18 protein-coding genes are annotated in these 15,064 nt (G+C 38.5%); 7 read left to right on the forward strand and 11 right to left on the reverse strand.

Translation table 11 applies throughout. The annotated features are described in order from the left end of the window. The first annotated feature begins 36 nt into the window (after nucleotides 1-36). Nucleotides 37-633: an HPP family protein gene (locus ABIB30_RS10590; RefSeq protein WP_354301799.1), complete on the forward strand. Its 597-nt coding sequence runs from the start codon at nucleotides 37-39 to the stop codon at nucleotides 631-633. Here the strand turns inward: ABIB30_RS10590 and ABIB30_RS10595 are convergent, their stop codons facing one another. Further along, nucleotides 634-1,014, reverse strand: coding sequence for a hypothetical protein (locus ABIB30_RS10595; RefSeq protein ID WP_354301801.1), 381 nt, complete (start codon nucleotides 1,012-1,014; stop codon nucleotides 634-636). 108 nt (nucleotides 1,015-1,122) lie between these two features. Here ABIB30_RS10595 and ABIB30_RS10600 point away from each other — a divergent pair, with 108 nt between their 5' ends. Together ABIB30_RS10600 and ABIB30_RS10605 are read left to right on the forward strand one after the other, a co-directional pair. After that, a complete protein-coding gene (locus tag ABIB30_RS10600; RefSeq protein ID WP_354301803.1) occupies nucleotides 1,123-1,698 on the forward strand; it encodes a Crp/Fnr family transcriptional regulator in 576 nt (191 codons plus the stop codon). A 107-nt stretch (nucleotides 1,699-1,805) separates the two neighbouring features. Continuing rightward, on the forward strand, nucleotides 1,806-2,249 hold the full coding sequence (locus tag ABIB30_RS10605; protein WP_354301805.1) for a carboxymuconolactone decarboxylase family protein: 444 nt from the start codon (nucleotides 1,806-1,808) through the stop codon (nucleotides 2,247-2,249). 116 nt (nucleotides 2,250-2,365) lie between these two features. Here ABIB30_RS10605 and ABIB30_RS10610 read toward each other — a convergent pair whose 3' ends face one another. Further along, on the reverse strand, nucleotides 2,366-3,241 hold the full coding sequence (locus ABIB30_RS10610) for an NAD(P)H-binding protein (RefSeq protein WP_354301807.1): 876 nt from the start codon (nucleotides 3,239-3,241) through the stop codon (nucleotides 2,366-2,368). Between the two features lie 78 nt (nucleotides 3,242-3,319). On the opposite strand from ABIB30_RS10610, the gene ABIB30_RS10615 reads away from it, so the two are divergent. Next, nucleotides 3,320-3,682: a winged helix-turn-helix transcriptional regulator gene (locus ABIB30_RS10615; protein ID WP_354301809.1), complete on the forward strand. Its 363-nt coding sequence runs from the start codon at nucleotides 3,320-3,322 to the stop codon at nucleotides 3,680-3,682. A gap of 38 nt (nucleotides 3,683-3,720) precedes the next feature. On the opposite strand, the gene ABIB30_RS10620 is transcribed toward ABIB30_RS10615, so the two are convergent. From ABIB30_RS10620 to ABIB30_RS10630, 3 genes are all read right to left on the reverse strand, one after another. Continuing rightward, entirely contained in the window at nucleotides 3,721-4,527 is an 807-nt protein-coding gene (locus tag ABIB30_RS10620; protein WP_354301811.1) for a helix-turn-helix domain-containing protein, read from the reverse strand. Between the two features lie 4 nt (nucleotides 4,528-4,531). After that, nucleotides 4,532-5,344, reverse strand: coding sequence for an oxidoreductase (locus tag ABIB30_RS10625; protein ID WP_354301813.1), 813 nt, complete (start codon nucleotides 5,342-5,344; stop codon nucleotides 4,532-4,534). A 101-nt stretch (nucleotides 5,345-5,445) separates the two neighbouring features. Next, nucleotides 5,446-6,198, reverse strand: coding sequence for an adenylate/guanylate cyclase domain-containing protein (locus ABIB30_RS10630; protein WP_354301814.1), 753 nt, complete (start codon nucleotides 6,196-6,198; stop codon nucleotides 5,446-5,448). 251 nt (nucleotides 6,199-6,449) lie between these two features. Between ABIB30_RS10630 and ABIB30_RS10635 the strand changes: the two genes are divergently transcribed. Together ABIB30_RS10635 and ABIB30_RS10640 are read left to right on the forward strand one after the other, a co-directional pair. Next, complete coding sequence (locus ABIB30_RS10635; RefSeq protein ID WP_354301816.1) at nucleotides 6,450-7,304, forward strand: AraC family transcriptional regulator; 855 nt, start codon at nucleotides 6,450-6,452, stop codon at nucleotides 7,302-7,304. 70 nt (nucleotides 7,305-7,374) lie between these two features. Beyond that, entirely contained in the window at nucleotides 7,375-8,388 is a 1,014-nt protein-coding gene (locus ABIB30_RS10640; protein ID WP_354301818.1) for a class I fructose-bisphosphate aldolase, read from the forward strand. Nucleotides 8,389-8,538: 150 nt separating this feature from the next. Here ABIB30_RS10640 and ABIB30_RS10645 read toward each other — a convergent pair whose 3' ends face one another. From ABIB30_RS10645 to ABIB30_RS10670, 6 genes are read right to left on the reverse strand one after another with little or no spacing between them, the layout of a single operon-like run. After that, the gene (locus tag ABIB30_RS10645) at nucleotides 8,539-8,940 is read right to left on the reverse strand and encodes a hypothetical protein (RefSeq protein ID WP_354301820.1); all 402 of its coding nucleotides are present in this window, start codon (nucleotides 8,938-8,940) and stop codon (nucleotides 8,539-8,541) included. Nucleotides 8,941-8,949: 9 nt separating this feature from the next. Next, nucleotides 8,950-9,375: a response regulator gene (locus tag ABIB30_RS10650; protein WP_354301822.1), complete on the reverse strand. Its 426-nt coding sequence runs from the start codon at nucleotides 9,373-9,375 to the stop codon at nucleotides 8,950-8,952. After that, the gene (locus tag ABIB30_RS10655; protein ID WP_354301824.1) at nucleotides 9,365-10,444 is read right to left on the reverse strand and encodes a hybrid sensor histidine kinase/response regulator; all 1,080 of its coding nucleotides are present in this window, start codon (nucleotides 10,442-10,444) and stop codon (nucleotides 9,365-9,367) included. The genes ABIB30_RS10650 and ABIB30_RS10655 overlap by 11 nt, the downstream gene beginning before the upstream one ends. 1 nt (nucleotide 10,445) lies before the next feature. Continuing rightward, nucleotides 10,446-12,560: a sensor histidine kinase gene (locus ABIB30_RS10660; protein WP_354301826.1), complete on the reverse strand. Its 2,115-nt coding sequence runs from the start codon at nucleotides 12,558-12,560 to the stop codon at nucleotides 10,446-10,448. Between the two features lie 28 nt (nucleotides 12,561-12,588). Then, nucleotides 12,589-13,296, reverse strand: coding sequence for a hypothetical protein (locus ABIB30_RS10665; protein WP_354301828.1), 708 nt, complete (start codon nucleotides 13,294-13,296; stop codon nucleotides 12,589-12,591). Next, a complete protein-coding gene (locus tag ABIB30_RS10670) occupies nucleotides 13,283-14,449 on the reverse strand; it encodes a ThiF family adenylyltransferase (protein WP_354301830.1) in 1,167 nt (388 codons plus the stop codon). Before ABIB30_RS10670 ends, ABIB30_RS10665 begins: the two co-directional genes overlap by 14 nt. Before the next feature lie 128 nt (nucleotides 14,450-14,577). Here ABIB30_RS10670 and ABIB30_RS10675 point away from each other — a divergent pair, with 128 nt between their 5' ends. Further along, nucleotides 14,578-15,045, forward strand: a complete 468-nt coding sequence (locus tag ABIB30_RS10675) for a response regulator (RefSeq protein ID WP_111631876.1) — start codon at nucleotides 14,578-14,580, stop codon at nucleotides 15,043-15,045. Nucleotides 15,046-15,064: the final 19 nt, after the last annotated feature.

Here is a 15,064-nt window from a genome sequence, read left to right on the forward strand (position 1 = left end):
TTTCGTGTCAAAAGGTTTATTTTTGCCGCAGATCATATGAGACATAAAATAAGAAGGCACGTCAGGAAAGCGAAATATATCTTTTATAAGGAAACACTAGTCGATTTCAGAGAACACTTATGGACTTTTATCGGTGCATTTTTGGGCATAGGAATCATTGGATTTATCAACAGTAAATATTTCACAGCCTACGAAAACCTTTTCATGATCGGTTCTTTTGGTGCTTCTTCCGTCCTGATTTATGGGATCATTAATAGTCCTTTGGCACAACCCCGCAATTTAATAGGTGGACATGTGCTCAGCGCAATTGTAGGCGTTACCATGCACAAGCTAATTCCCGGAGAAGTCTGGTTGAGCTCCGCGCTTGCAGTTTCACTCTCTATAGTAGTTATGCAGATCACTAAAACACTTCATCCTCCTGGTGGAGCGACAGCATTGATCGCGACTACAGGAACCGCTAAAATCAACGCATTAGGCTATTTCTACGTGTTAAGCCCAATATTTACAGGTGTAATGATTCTGTTCATTGTTGCCGTAATCTGTAACAATGCCACGCCGCACCGCAGGTATCCTGCCAATAGAAACTGGTATAAATTCTGGAGAGGGAAACATAGAAATCCAAAAGCATTGTAATCAATTAAGAATAGTTTTCAGCTCTTCATTGATCTTTTTAACACGGTCAAGGGCAGTTCTGCTATTTTTGGATTTATCAAAAGTTAAACTGAGATCTCCAGGTGTGGATTTGATAGCAAACGTAGTTTTATCAGCCATAGTTACCTGGATTTCCGAAGGATGCGCAGCTTTGAAAATATTATCCTGTCCAATAAAGCGGGTAAGATAGTGCTCTACAGAATCCGTTTTAATTTTATTGTAATCAATTGCTAAGTAATACTGATCATTTGTTTCTTTAACAACTACTGACCGGCTGTTGCCAGAGTTTTTGCAGCTCGTGAAAGTGAAACCAATGCTTACTGCAAGCACTAAGATTTTTGTGGTTAAAAGATTTGTTCTCATTTGATTTAGGTTTTTATGGAGAAAATATAGGTCTTTTATACCGTTAGACTCCAGCAGATCTGATATGTTGCACAAAAATCATTGTTTAATTATTATCATTGCATTACCATGTATCAGGAGCTTTTAGACCATATCAAAAAGTACGTACAGCTAGATCCCAGGCAGCAGCAGCAATTCTGTGAAAAACTGGAGTGCGTCAAACTGAAAAAGAAAGCGTTTTTGCTGGAACCAGGCAAACTATGCAAGGGGAATTATTTTATTACTAAAGGCTGTGTACGTCAATTTCTGATCAATCAGAAACTCAACGAACAAATTATCCATTTTGGTATTGAACATTGGTGGATTGCAGATCAGGACAGCCTGCTGAATAACCAACCTTCTGCCTGTTATATCCAGGCTATAGAAGAAACTGATTTACTTTTAATCCGCGAGAAAGACCGGATTAGTCTGGCTAAAGAAATCCCGCTTTTAGAAACCTATTTCAGGATGATGATGCAGAAATCATTTGTCGCTTCTCAGCGCAGAATAGGATTCATCTTTAACCAGACCGAAGAAGAGCGTTACCGGCATTTCTCTAAACTCTTTCCAGGTTTCGTTCAGCGTGTTCCACAATATATGCTGGCTTCTTATCTTGGTTTTACACCCCAGTTTTTAAGCCGGTTACGCGCTAAAAAGGATTTGTAATTTCTTAACTACAGTTCATTTTTTTGAGCTTGTGTATTTCTGATATTTGTTTTAACCTTTTTAACTATCAATCAGTTATCAAAAAGGATCAGCTAAAAAATAAAGACATGAGCAACAGAATTAAAATCAACGAAGTACAACCAGCAGGATATCGGGCTATACTAGCCCTTGAAAAATACATTGAAAGTACCAGCCTGACTACTATACACAAAGACCTGATCAAAATCCGGGCTTCTCAAATTAACGGATGTGCTTTCTGCATCGACATGCACACACTGGATGCACGTAAGGCGGGGGAGACTGAACAAAGGATTTATGCACTTTCTGCATGGCGTGATACACCTTTCTTTGATGAACAGGAACGCGCATTATTAGCTTTGACAGAAGAAGTTACTTTAATCAGTAACCATGTATCTGATGAAACTTATCAGAATGCGGCAGGTGTTTTTGATCAAGGTTACCTGGCTGAAATCATCCTCGCGATCATTACCATTAATGCATGGAACAGAATTGGGATCACTACAGAGTTAGAACCAGCGTTGAGGTCTTAATGGTGATAAATGGCAAAGGTGCTGTAATACCTTTGCCGTTGCACTATTGCTTACCAAATCCATACTATAGACGATTAAAACAAATCCATACTATAGCGGACTAAAATAATTGACTATTAGAAGGCTGCTGCAAATTCTTTTGCAAAGTCTTCCAGTTTAGTGGCTGAAAATTCTGGTTGATTGTCCTTAAAATCTTCCCATAAAACACCACTTCTGATCGCAGTGCCCATTTCTACAAAATTCTTAGCTAATTCTACAGGTAAACCGGCCTGGATCATTCCATCATAAGCTTGTTCATCTGTAAATTCAACCCATTTCAAATCAGGTTTTCCTATCGCTGTACCTAATGCAGTGGCTACATCTGCAGGGGTACGTACATCACTAGTCACATAACGAATACTTTTTCCTGTGAACGGCTGTTGTATTTCTTCCGCTATGGCTAAGGCAATATCTTTTGGATGAACCAACACTAATTCAGCAGTTTCTCCATAATTACCCCCAATAATACCGCCATGTCTGATCATATCGGCACTGCCATATAAGTTGACATAAAAATATGCAGGACGCATGTGCATGATCGAAACACCTTCCAGTTCATTAAATATCTGCTCTACATCATGCAAGCCTTTAATCGGGCCTGTACCGTTAGTTAAATGTGCACCAATACTGCTTAGATTAACTACTTGCTTCACACCAGATGCACGAATTGCTGCGGCATAATTCTGACCAACTGTATTCATGAAACTCCTGAAATCAGCAGCGGCATAATTTGGAGGACACATTGTATAAACTGCATCTGCACCTGTAAAGACTTTTGTTAAAAAGTCAAGGTCGTTAACTGAGCCAATTGCCGCTATAGCACCTGAATCTTCAATTGCTTTTACTTTATCGGCACTGCTGCTGATAACTGTTACCTGGTGACCAGCATCCACTAAAGTTTGTGCTAATGGCTTACTTATATTTCCTAAAGAACCTGTGATTGTAATTTTCATATTAATTATTAATTATTGACAGGACAAAGGTATATTTGTACTTACTTTTATACAAGTACTTACCCCAAAGTGTGTACCATGACGACGATTAAAGAGAATTCAAGTATCAACTTAAATAAAGGATTAGCGGAACTGACTTGCCCGGTTACTTATGTGATGAATAAGATTGGCGGTCACTGGAAATCGATTATTATTTATCAGCTCAGAGAAGAATCCAAACGTTACAGTGAGTTAAGAAGGGCTATTCCTATCATTACTGAAAAGATGCTGATTCAGAGTTTAAAACAATTGGAAGCCGATAACCTGGTGATCCGGAAAGCCGAACCAGTAGTTCCTCCTTTTGTTACTTATACTTTGAGCCCTTCGGGTAAAGAATTGGTGCCTTTAATGAATATGATGGCCGAATGGGCTATTCAGGATAGTGGCAGAACAATGGTTTAATTTGTATCGGCCAGAATCAATATGGCATCCGCCAGTAACTAAACCACTCCGGAAGGTGTAATCCCAAAAGTCTTTTTAAAGGCAAAATAAAAATGAGACAGGTTTTCAAAACCAATGTCAAGATAAATCTCTGCAGGTTTTTTGCCTTTTTTCTGAATCAGGTAATAAGCTTCAGAAAGGCGTTTCTGTTGTAACCAGTTTCCCGGTGAAGTATTAAAAATCCGGGAAAAGTCTCTTTTAAAACCAGCAAGGCTTCTGCCTGTCAGTTTCGCGAACTGATCAATAGGCACATTGAACTTATAATTGTTGTTCATATAGGCCTCCAGATCTATTTTATAAGGCTCACTAAAATCGAACAAGAATTCATTAAGTGCTGGATTCTGATGTAATAATAGCTCAACTGCTTCTCTGGTCTTTAGCTCTGCCATTGCTTCTTTAAATGGTAGAACCCGGTTGAAATAGGGCAATAAGGAATCAAAATATCCTTTCATAAATGGATCAGGAGGCAGTACGCTGATCGGATCACCCTGGTATTTAGCAGGTGTTTCTATTTTATTTTCAGCACTATACTTACGTAGAAAAGACTGATTAAGGAATATATTGATAGCTTTAAATTCACCATCCGGCGGAGGTACTTTCAACGATTTAATCAACTGATTTCTGCGAACCAATGCTACGGTTCCTGCCTTAAAAACCCGGATACCCTGATGAGTTAGCAAGTGGCTCTCACCAGCAATAATATAACCTAAAGCATGTTCATGAACAAATTGTTCATGACCTCTTTGCGTACTGTCTACACAAGCATAAACCAGGTTGTTCAGCAGTATGTGATCTTGATTTTCCATCTGGTTATTTGATCTGACTCATTGTAAGCTGATCAAATATACGATCTGGCAATAACTTTCTCAGCAGCACAGTTGGCGTGGCGAGATATCCGCCAACATATCTGAATTTAGGTTTTTTAGCCTCAATTGCTTTCAGCATCAATTCGGCAATCACTATAGGCCCGGCAGATTTAGGTTCCAGCTTTACACTGAGATTAACGAATTTCTGAGCCATGGGCCGATAAAGATCCTGACCTGATATTTTCATTAAATTAGCCATTGCTACCCCGGCCCATTCCGATTTTACACCGCCTGGTTCAATTACAATCACATCAATTCCAAAAGGTTTCAATTCATTGCGCATACTGTCACTTAAACCTTCTAAGGCAAATTTACTGGCATGGTACCAACCCCCAAGCGGTAAAGCGAACTTTCCACCAATAGAAGAGATATTCAGTATTTTTCCATATTGGTTTTCCCGCATAAAAGGGATCACCAACTGGCTTAATCTGGCTACGCCAAATACGTTGACCTCCATCTGGTATCTCGCATCCTGAATCGGAACATCTTCTACAGCACCATAAGAGCCAAAACCAGCATTGTTAATCAGGATATCAATTCTGCCCTCAGTGTTGATGATCTCATTCACACCCTTCACCATAGACTCCTCATCGGTTACATCCATTTGGAGAATCCTGGCGCCCAGGCTGGCTATATCCTGCATATTTTCTATTCTGCGCGCTGCACCGTAAACAGTATATCCCTTTTGCAAGAGTAGTTTTACAGTCTCTTTGCCCATCCCGGCTGATGCTCCGGTAATTAATACCACTTTATTCATGATCTTTTTTATATATAACAAATCTGAACATAAAAAGGCTCACTAAATTTGTTGAAAAGCTCAAACTTTAATTGTTGAAAAGCTCAGGCAAAAGGATTTAATTAACCGGATATTCCAAGGTAATAATTCAGATCCATATCATCAATATGGTTTTTAGGGTGAAAACTGTTCCCCATTAACATCACGTTCATTGCGGCAGATATTCCCTTTAGTTGCACAGCTCTGATTTCCGCATCTTTAGGATTAGTCAGTAAATCGTATGTGCTTTCAGAAATGATCAGGTTGTTGTTCAGTCCTTTCGTTTCGCCTTGCAAGCGTGAAGCAATATTTACAGGCAGGCCCATCACAGTCATCTGTTCTTTATTGGCCAGATCATACTGACCCACTACAACTTTGCCATGATGTACCCCAATACCCACCTCATAACTCAGGTTAAAATAAGGTTGCGCATAGGAAGCATTAAAAACATCAACATCACGTAGTAAAGCATAAGCGGCATCAACCGAAGACTGCGCTGCTTTTCTTAAATTTGTATCTAATCCAAAAACTGCATATATACTATCTCCGTTGGTCTCAATAATCCGGCCGCCAGCTGCAGTAATAGAACGGTTAAATAAAACAAACAGTTTTCTGATCATATAAATGACTTCATACGAAGATCTGATCTCCATAGCAGCCGTGAAATTACGGATATCAAGAAATAAAAGAGCCAGCTCACGTTCTTCACCAAGCGCAGTATAAATCTCCTTCATTTTATCGGGAGATTTGCACACAATAGTCTGATCAGTAAGGCGTGTACAAGAAATTTGATGTGTTGGCAGGGTAGATGAAATGTAGTTGTTTTGAGTTTTCATAAGGTAATCTTTAAATGGTGGGTTTACATTTATTTCTGAATGTAAATTTAAGGAGATCTTGTGCACCAGGACTGCGAGAATCAAACCGATAATTGCGAAATTCAAACGTTTTATTATTCATTGTTTCTAGAGATAATAAATAAGCTGGTTATTCCTGATTTCTTTAAATTTGTTAAGACAAACTTAGCCAGGCCAACGTTCTTAAGATTGTAAGAAAACGAAAAAACTATGGAAGCCTAAACAACAAAACTATGGAAGACTCAATAATGGACGGAGAATTTTATGAGGTTCAGGCACCTTTAATTGATGTGGTGAGTCATTTTTATCATTTGCATACCCCGGCAACGGCAGATGTGGTTTTAAAACATCTTTCTCCCAATTTTGACATGTTAATGCTTTTCAATTTTGGTTCACCTGTGCGTTATTCATTTAATGATGCGGCATTAAATGCGACTCCAATTGAAAGGGTAGCTGTGATAGGGCCGCTCAAGAAGATGCTGAATTATGAATTACAGCCTTCGACAGATGTGATTATTGTAAATTTCACATTGAATGGTTTTTACCGGTTGTTTAAAATTCCTGTGAATGAGTTGTCACCCGATGAGATGATTGACCCGGATATATTAATTGATAAGACTTGTTTTGCAGAGCTCTGGGAACAACTAGCAGCATTGAAGTCTACTTCTCAGAGAATTCGGCGGATTGAAGCTTATGCGGCTTCTTTTACGTTCGAGAATGAACCTTTTGCTATCCCTTTATTGAATGGGTTGTCTTATTTCAAGAATCCGGCTATACAACCTGTTAAAGCTATAGCTGCAAATGCTGATTTATCAGTGAGAACTATACAGCAGCGCTTTCAGAAGTTTACAGGTTATTCCCCGAAAGAAATTCTCCGATTTATGCGTTTCAAAGAAGTAATCACTCAGCTTATCAATCAAAAAGAGAATGAAATTGATCTCTTTGAACTGATTGAAACACATGGTTATCATGATCAGAGTCATTTGATTAAAGATTTTAATCATTTTTTAGGAACAACACCCCGGAAATTTCTCAAAGAAATAGCCGGTAAAGGTTTTTGTGTCACCAGGCCAGGTAAGCACTATTAGTGCAAACAATTGTATTTGTCAAATTGTTCTTTGGTTGAGCCTGATCAGATCAGGACCCGCAGCAATAATTATGGAGAATATAACCAAACAATTGATCAGCACCGCAAAAGCTATGGTAGCCAGTTTCAAAGGCCTCGTTGCTATAGATGAAAGTGTCGCCACACTCAACAAACGTTTTGAACTTGCAGGTATTCCGCAGACTGAAGAATATAGAAGAGCCTACCGCGAAGTTTTAATTACTACGCCAGGAATAGGAGATTATATTAACGGAGCGATATTATTTGATGAAACTGTTCATCAGCAAACCTTATCAGGTGTTCCATTTCTGGAAGCACTGAAAGAGGCCGGAGTTATTCCAGGTATCAAGTTGGACGAAGGAACTGAAGACCTGGCAGGTTTCCCTAAAGAAAAAGTAACCAAAGGACTGGATGATTTACAAGAAAGACTGACTGCTTATGCTACACAGGGATTAAAGTTTGCAAAATGGAGAGGGGTAATCCTGATCGATGGGGAATTACCTTCTCAGGCTTGTATTGTCAGCAATACGCATGCGCTTGCTCGTTATGCTGCTGCCTGTCAGCGTGCAGGGATCGTACCTATTGTAGAACCAGAGGTGATTATGGATGGTAACCATACTATTGAACGCTGTGCGGAGGTTACTGAGAAAGTATTGCGCTCTTTATTTGAAGAATTGTATTTGCTTAAAGTTGAGCTGGGCGGACTAATTTTGAAACCTAATATGATTCTTGCAGGTAAAGATGCCCCTGAAAAAGCAGATGCAGCTTTAGTGGCGAAATTAACTGTGAATTGCTTGCGCAATTCCGTTCCAGCTACAGTTGCCGGAATTGCCTTTCTTTCTGGTGGTCAGGATCCTGTGACTGCTTCACAAAATCTTAATGCAATTAACGCTGCTTACAAAGAAATTTTACCCTGGCCGGTTACTTATTCTTTCTCCAGAGCTTTGCATCAGCCTGCTTTGGAAATCTGGAAAGGTAAAACTGAAAATGTAAAGGCAGCTCAGGATTCTTTTCTTGAACTGGCTAAGGCTAATCACGAGGCAAGAAAAGGAGATTTTAAATCGTAAGTGGTTGTTTTTGAGTAAACAAGGAGTTGTGGATGATATTCCTCAATGTGAATTCTTTATTCCACAATTTTTACAAATAAAAAAATCCCGGACCATAAAGACTCCGGGATTTTCTGTTATATTATATGTTATATTATGATTGCAGCTGGATTATTGAATTTTAATTTTAAAACTGTCAGTTTTAGGTGCTCCCGGATCAATCGCAGTCAGTTCATTCGAAACTGTTCTTCCGTAAGAGTCCATTACGATCAATCTGATCAACTGTTTTTTTGGAGATTGTATGGTTGTTTTTAGTTCAAAATCAGATACATAGCTAAATTTAACATCTTCACTGTTCTTAATGCCAACAGCATAGTTATCATTAATAACCGTGTAATTCAGCATACAATCTGCACACTCTACTCTGATTACACCGTCTTTAGCAAACAGTACATTAGACAATGGATCAAGACCCGAATCTTTTTTACAGCTTGTAAAAGCAAGAGAAAGACAGAAAAATGTAACGATGATTTTTAACCTGTTCATAACCATAACAGGCATTAATAATGCCATAAACAGAATTTATTTTACGACAGGAAAATTCGCCTTGTATAGCTCTTCCAGGTGTGCAGGATAAAGCGGTTTTTTAAGGAGTTTAATTACATAAGGATTTGCTTCTGCTTTACGGATATCACCAAAATCAAGTGTAGAAGAAAGCATGGCGACCACACAATTATCTTTAAGCTCAGGAGGGAAGCGCTTGTAGTTTTCCAGGAATTCGAAACCATCCATTTCAGGCATCTGGATATCCAAAAGGATAAGGTTTGGTAGTTTATCCAGTTGATTGGAATGGGTATTGAAATAGCTGAGCGCCTCTTCTCCAGATTGGCACTGAATGATTTCATCGAATAATTTAGAGATAAAAATGATCTTTGAATTAATCTTCAGGTCAATGATGTTATCATCGATCAGCATCACTTTTATGGAGCTCTGGAGTTTATTTGGCATTGGGAATAGTAATTTTAAACGTAGTACCCTGGTTCAGAGAAGAGCTGACAGATATTTTTCCATCAATCTTGTTTAAAGCTTCTTTCACTATAAACAACCCCAAACCACTTCCTTTGTTGTTTTTTGCTTTAAAGAACTGCGTAAATATCTTTTCAAGATGCTCGTTGAGAATTCCCAGTCCATTATCAGTAATCGATATTTCAGCAGATAACAGATTAGCTTCTATGGAAATATCTACCACCTTATGGTGCCCGCTTTCCTTCTGGTATTTGATAGCATTGGAAATCAGATTACCCAATATGACTTCAATTCTGAACGAATCCCCCATAAATGGATGCGTCTGATTGATATTCAGATTGAACTGTGTATCGCGGTCACTATAGGCATATAAATCGATCATTTCATCTACCAGTGTCTTAAAGTTGATATCTGAATTTTCAGAAATGTTCTTATTGTTTTTGTAGTATTGAAGTGTCTTCTGGATATAATAGTCCAGCTTATTAGAGCAGGATTCTATCAGTTCCCAGTATTCACCACTTGAATTGTAAAGCCCCTCCATTTTGACCAGGTTTACAATACCAATCACTGAAACCAGCGGGGCCCTTAATTCATGAGAAATGCTATAAATAAACCGGTTCAGTTCATCATTTGTCTTTTCCAGTTCTTTAACCTTATTTCTCAGATCAATTTTAGACTTGTAAGCATCATGGGCATTTTTGATAGAATTATGTAATTCCAGATCATTCCATGGTTTAGTGATATATCTGTAAATATCACCATGATTAATTGCGTCAGCCAGTGCCGCAATATCTGTATAACCAGTCAAAAGTATGCGGATAGGATCCGGATAGGTATGTGCAATACTCTTAAAGAATTCTACACCTGTAGTTTCAGGCATCTTTTGATCAGCAATAATCACCTCTACCGGAAGGTTCTCTAATACCTTTAAACCTTCGGCTGCGGAAATCGCTGTGTAAATCTCATATTGTCTCCTAAAACTTGCTTTGAATGCGAGGAGGTTGTTCTCTTCATCGTCAATATATAAAACTTTAACAGGCGAGCGAGTCATATTATTGTATGTTTAGAGGCAAGGTAATAATAAATTCTGTACCTAGATTCACTTTTGTAACAACATCAATATGGCCTTTATGTTTTTCTATGATACTAAAAACAATTGAAAGGCCTAAACCTGTTCCTTCGCCAACTTGTTTTGTGGTGAAGAAAGGTTCAAATATCTTCTGTTTAATCTCATCAGTCATTCCCGATCCCGTATCTTTAATACTGATGATTACATGTTCATTTACCGAAGAGGTGGAGATATAAATATATTCTTCCTCCTGCGGATTTTCTTTAACCTTCAACGCATGCAGGGCATTAGTAATCAGGTTCATAAAAACCTGGTTAATTTTACCAGGCAAACATTCTACCAATGGAATAGGCTGCAGATCCTTAATGATTTTTATATAAGGGGGAACCGTGCTCCGGAGTAAAACCAAGGTAGATTCCAACCCTTCATTTAAGTCTACTGGTTTGGTATCGCTCTCATCGAGCCTGCTGAAATTTTTAAGACTTCTGATAATTTCCGCTGTCCTTTTAGCACCTTCTCCAATTCCTGAAAGTAAAGAATTAATCTCTGTTTTGATAAAATCAATGTCAATTTGTTTTTTGAACCTGTCTATTTCTAAAATCTGCGCCCTGACATCCTGATCAGGGTCCAGTTCTTCATATTTCTGGATCACATCGTACAGATCGTTAATATCCAATCCGAGCGGTTTGATATTGGAAGTTACGAAATTAATAGGATTATTAATCTCATGTGCAATGCCGGCAGTCAGCTGACCCAGGCCAGCCATCTTTTCGGCATCAACCAATTGCGATTGCGCCTCTTTTAACTCTTTCAATGTCAGGTTTAAAGTAAGATTCGAATTCTGTAATTCCTCTGTACGTTTATTCACCTGGATTTCCAGTTCAATATTTTGTTCCCGGATCAGTCTTTCGTTCTCTTTGGAGATTTTCAGTGCTTGTTCCTGAGATTGTTCTTTGTCTTTCCGGTAGACGTTGATTTTATCTGCCAGTGCGAAAGAAAGTAAGGTGATTTGTATAACAGAGCCAATTTCTAAAATATAAGAAGTAAAAAGATTATACTCAATTAAGTTGAAATTCCTTAAAACAAAGATGACAACACATAGCAAAAATATAGTATAAGCAACCAAAAAGAACAGGGCAGGGCGGGAACCTTTTCTGCGGATCACGTTGGCCACATACAAGAAATAAAGTGAACCAAATAAAGCCAGTGTTTGCAGGCATTTTATACTTGTGGTATGCGCGCCTGAAATCCATGCACCAAGCGCTATAAAATAGAATAGAACAAATAAGTCTATTCCGATATGCAGTTTTGGGGTATGTACTTTTGTTTGTAAAAATCTTTTTAAGAACAATGCGGTCGTGATACCTGAGAAAAAAGGAACCAGAAAAGAACTGTTTATGGCTAACCAGGGGCTATCCGGCCATAAAAATTTGAAGGCGTAACCCTGAAAAGTGGCCTGCGTTAAGCCAACAAAAAAGATGTAAACGATGTAATAAATATAACTTGGATCTTTTACCGTGAATGATATAAACAGGTTATACAAAATCATGATAATGATAATTCCGGCATAAATTCCGAAGAGTATATTCTTACTGTTATCATTGACCAGAACTACTTTAGGCGTTCCTAAAGAGATAGGTAACTGAATCTGATCTGTAGAACTGATACTAATGTAAAAGGTTTCCTTTTTGTTCCTGCCGATATTTACCGGGAATATATAATTGGGATTATTGACTAATCTGGCATGAAAGGCTTTAAACTTTCCTAATTTTGAGGAGGCATAAAGTTTGTGATTATCCAGTCTGTACAAGGTAATACTGTCAATTGCGGGCTGTGCCACAACAAGCATTAAATTCTCCGCAGCGCTTTGGTTATCTACTGTAAATTTTATCCATATCTTATCTGAAGTGATGCCCAGATTAGGGACTTTCTGATTGAGATACTCGAATTTACGACTGATTACCTCATGGATATTTAATGATTTTGCAGGATCTCTGAAAATGGATATACCATTTTCAATCTTTAAAATATTGTTTTCGTTTTTAAAGACAAGCGTACTGTCCTGTGTCGCTGAATAGGTGAGCGCACTGTTGAACATGAGCGCTATTAATAAAAAAAGTATTTTTTTAAACAGGGTCATGCAGATTTGGGATGTCTAAATTATATTCTAACTGGTACATACCTTTTGGACCTCTTTCTTCAAATAGCTGATGTGGATTGTCACGCAGAGAAAGGATTTTTTCACGCTCTGAATCATCAGCATTACTCAAATCAAAAGGATTTCTTAACCGCATTGCAGTGGCTACAAGGTCATCTTTAGGGTAGTAAAATAAACCATTGTTACCCAGTGAGGTTTCGATCACGCAGCCCACTCTTTTTCCCATTCTAACCGTAACAGGGGCACACAATACAAATAAACTTACAATGGGTAATTTCGCTGCAAGCACAGAGCCAACCCTGGCCAGTACGTGACTCCCAATACCCATACCCGCAACCTCTCTTGAGTTCCATAGCCCACATAATTCGCAGGTTCCACCACGCTCTTCATCAGCGTTGATCATGTCATATATTTTCGAATCGTATTTACCAATTGCAGAAGCAATAGGCAATTCATACTGATCAGTTTTAATCTGGATCCTTGCACCACCGTAGACAAATTTAGTTTCTTTGTCTTCCACCAAAATCACCATGGTCTTCGGGTCTTCTACCCAATCCTGTTTGTTTGAAGTAATCTGGGTGATGCCATAAAGTTCAAGTAATCGTTTGTGGCCGACAATAAATTTTGAGCAGGCTTCCGGATCATCCGGAGCTCTGAATGTTCTAATGTGTATCATTGTCTCCGTTTATATTAGTAATTGTGTTAAACTCATCTTTAAACAGCTCGTCGAAATCAACGAAATATCTTCCTGATTTGCTAAATTGTTTAAGTAGTATACGGCGGCTGATATCTGTAATCATAGCCCCGCCTAAAGTGACTGCCGAAGCGAGCTGAGGCCAGCCGACAATAGTTTTATTCATTTCACTCACAGATTTCATCATGGCGGGAGACAAATTCTCAAAGCCTATGATTTTTCCGAGGTAGCCTATTTTTTCAGGAATAGTCAGTTTGTTTAAAGTTTCTGTAAGCTGGTCTGCACTTAATGCCTCCAGTTCTGCTACCTTTCCGTGGAAAATAGCTCTTTCAGGCTCCAGGTCGAAACGTTCTACATCCAGCATTCCTTTGTCATTGGTATCCATCACTACAGGGATACCTAATGCTTTGGCCTTGATACGGGCAAGAATTTTTATATCAATCCCATCACATTCTTCTACCAGGATATCCAACTTGCCATTTCCAGTAAAAAACTCGTCAATTGTACCCAGGGTAATACCTTCAGTAAAGCAGATCACATTGATAAAAGGATCGAGTTCAGCAATCTGCCTTGCCGCTACAATGGATTTATTTAAACCAAGGTCTTGTACGTTTACCTTGATCCTGTTCATATTGCTCAGCTCAATTTCATCGAAATCGGCCAGGCGAAGCTCTCCGCAGGTGCGTTCCATAGCCAGCGTTAAAGCAATGCTCTGCCCTACGGATAAACCAATAATCCCTATCTTTTTCTGCTTCAGGATATTGATCTCTTCAGGGGTAACTTTATAGACATTTCTGCTTGTTCTTACCTGCGCAAATTCCTGCTCATCAAGCGTGTGTACTAACTTATTTGACCAGGGATAATATATCCAGACACCATAAGCATCTGCATCAGTTTTAAGGTGTGCTGCAACTAATGCAGCCGATTCTTCCGGAGTTAACTTTTGCTGTGGATTATTCAGTTTAATGAGTTCCCCAAGCTGGCTTAAAATGGTATTATAAATGAGCAGATTAGGGTTACTGCTGATTAAAGCTTTTAGCTTTTCTCCTTCCTCCGGATTGATTAATCTGAAATAAACGGGACGGTATATCATTGAATGGTCGGGAGCATTAACACTAGAATTAATCTTATCCATTTTTGCTGTATTGTGTGAGCTTTTGTGTAAAATTGATCAATTATTATTTAGAAATAATTTTTATCCGAAATTAGTTTTTTAGAATTTATAAAAGCAATATATTTAACAAAAAAATCCAATAAATAACAATGAATTCCGACGCCCCAATTAATGTGCTTTATGTGGATGATGAAGTTCATAATCTTAACTCTTTTAAAGCTGGCTTTAGAAGGAAATTCAACATTTTTACGGCAGAATCTGCGGTAGAGGGACGGAAAGTATTAGAAACTGAACTTATTCATGTAATCATCACCGATCAACGCATGCCGGTTACTACTGGTATCGAATTTCTGGAATCCATAATTCCTGATTTTCCTGATCCGATCCGAATATTGCTGACCGGTTATGCGGATATCAACGCCGTTATCGATGCCATCAACAAAGGTCAGGTTTATAAATATATTCAAAAACCATGGATGGATGAAGATCTGAGGATCAACATCGAAAAAGCATATGAGATTTATGCGCTGAGAAAAGAAAATAAAGAGCTGACTGAAGCTTTACTGGTTGCCAATAAACAACTGGAATTCCTGCTCAGACAGAACTTGCTTTCTTAAGTATCTGATAAAAGAAAAA

Origin of the sequence: Pedobacter sp. UYP1 (assembly GCF_040547305.1) — a bacterium.
Taxonomy (GTDB): domain Bacteria; phylum Bacteroidota; class Bacteroidia; order Sphingobacteriales; family Sphingobacteriaceae; genus Pedobacter.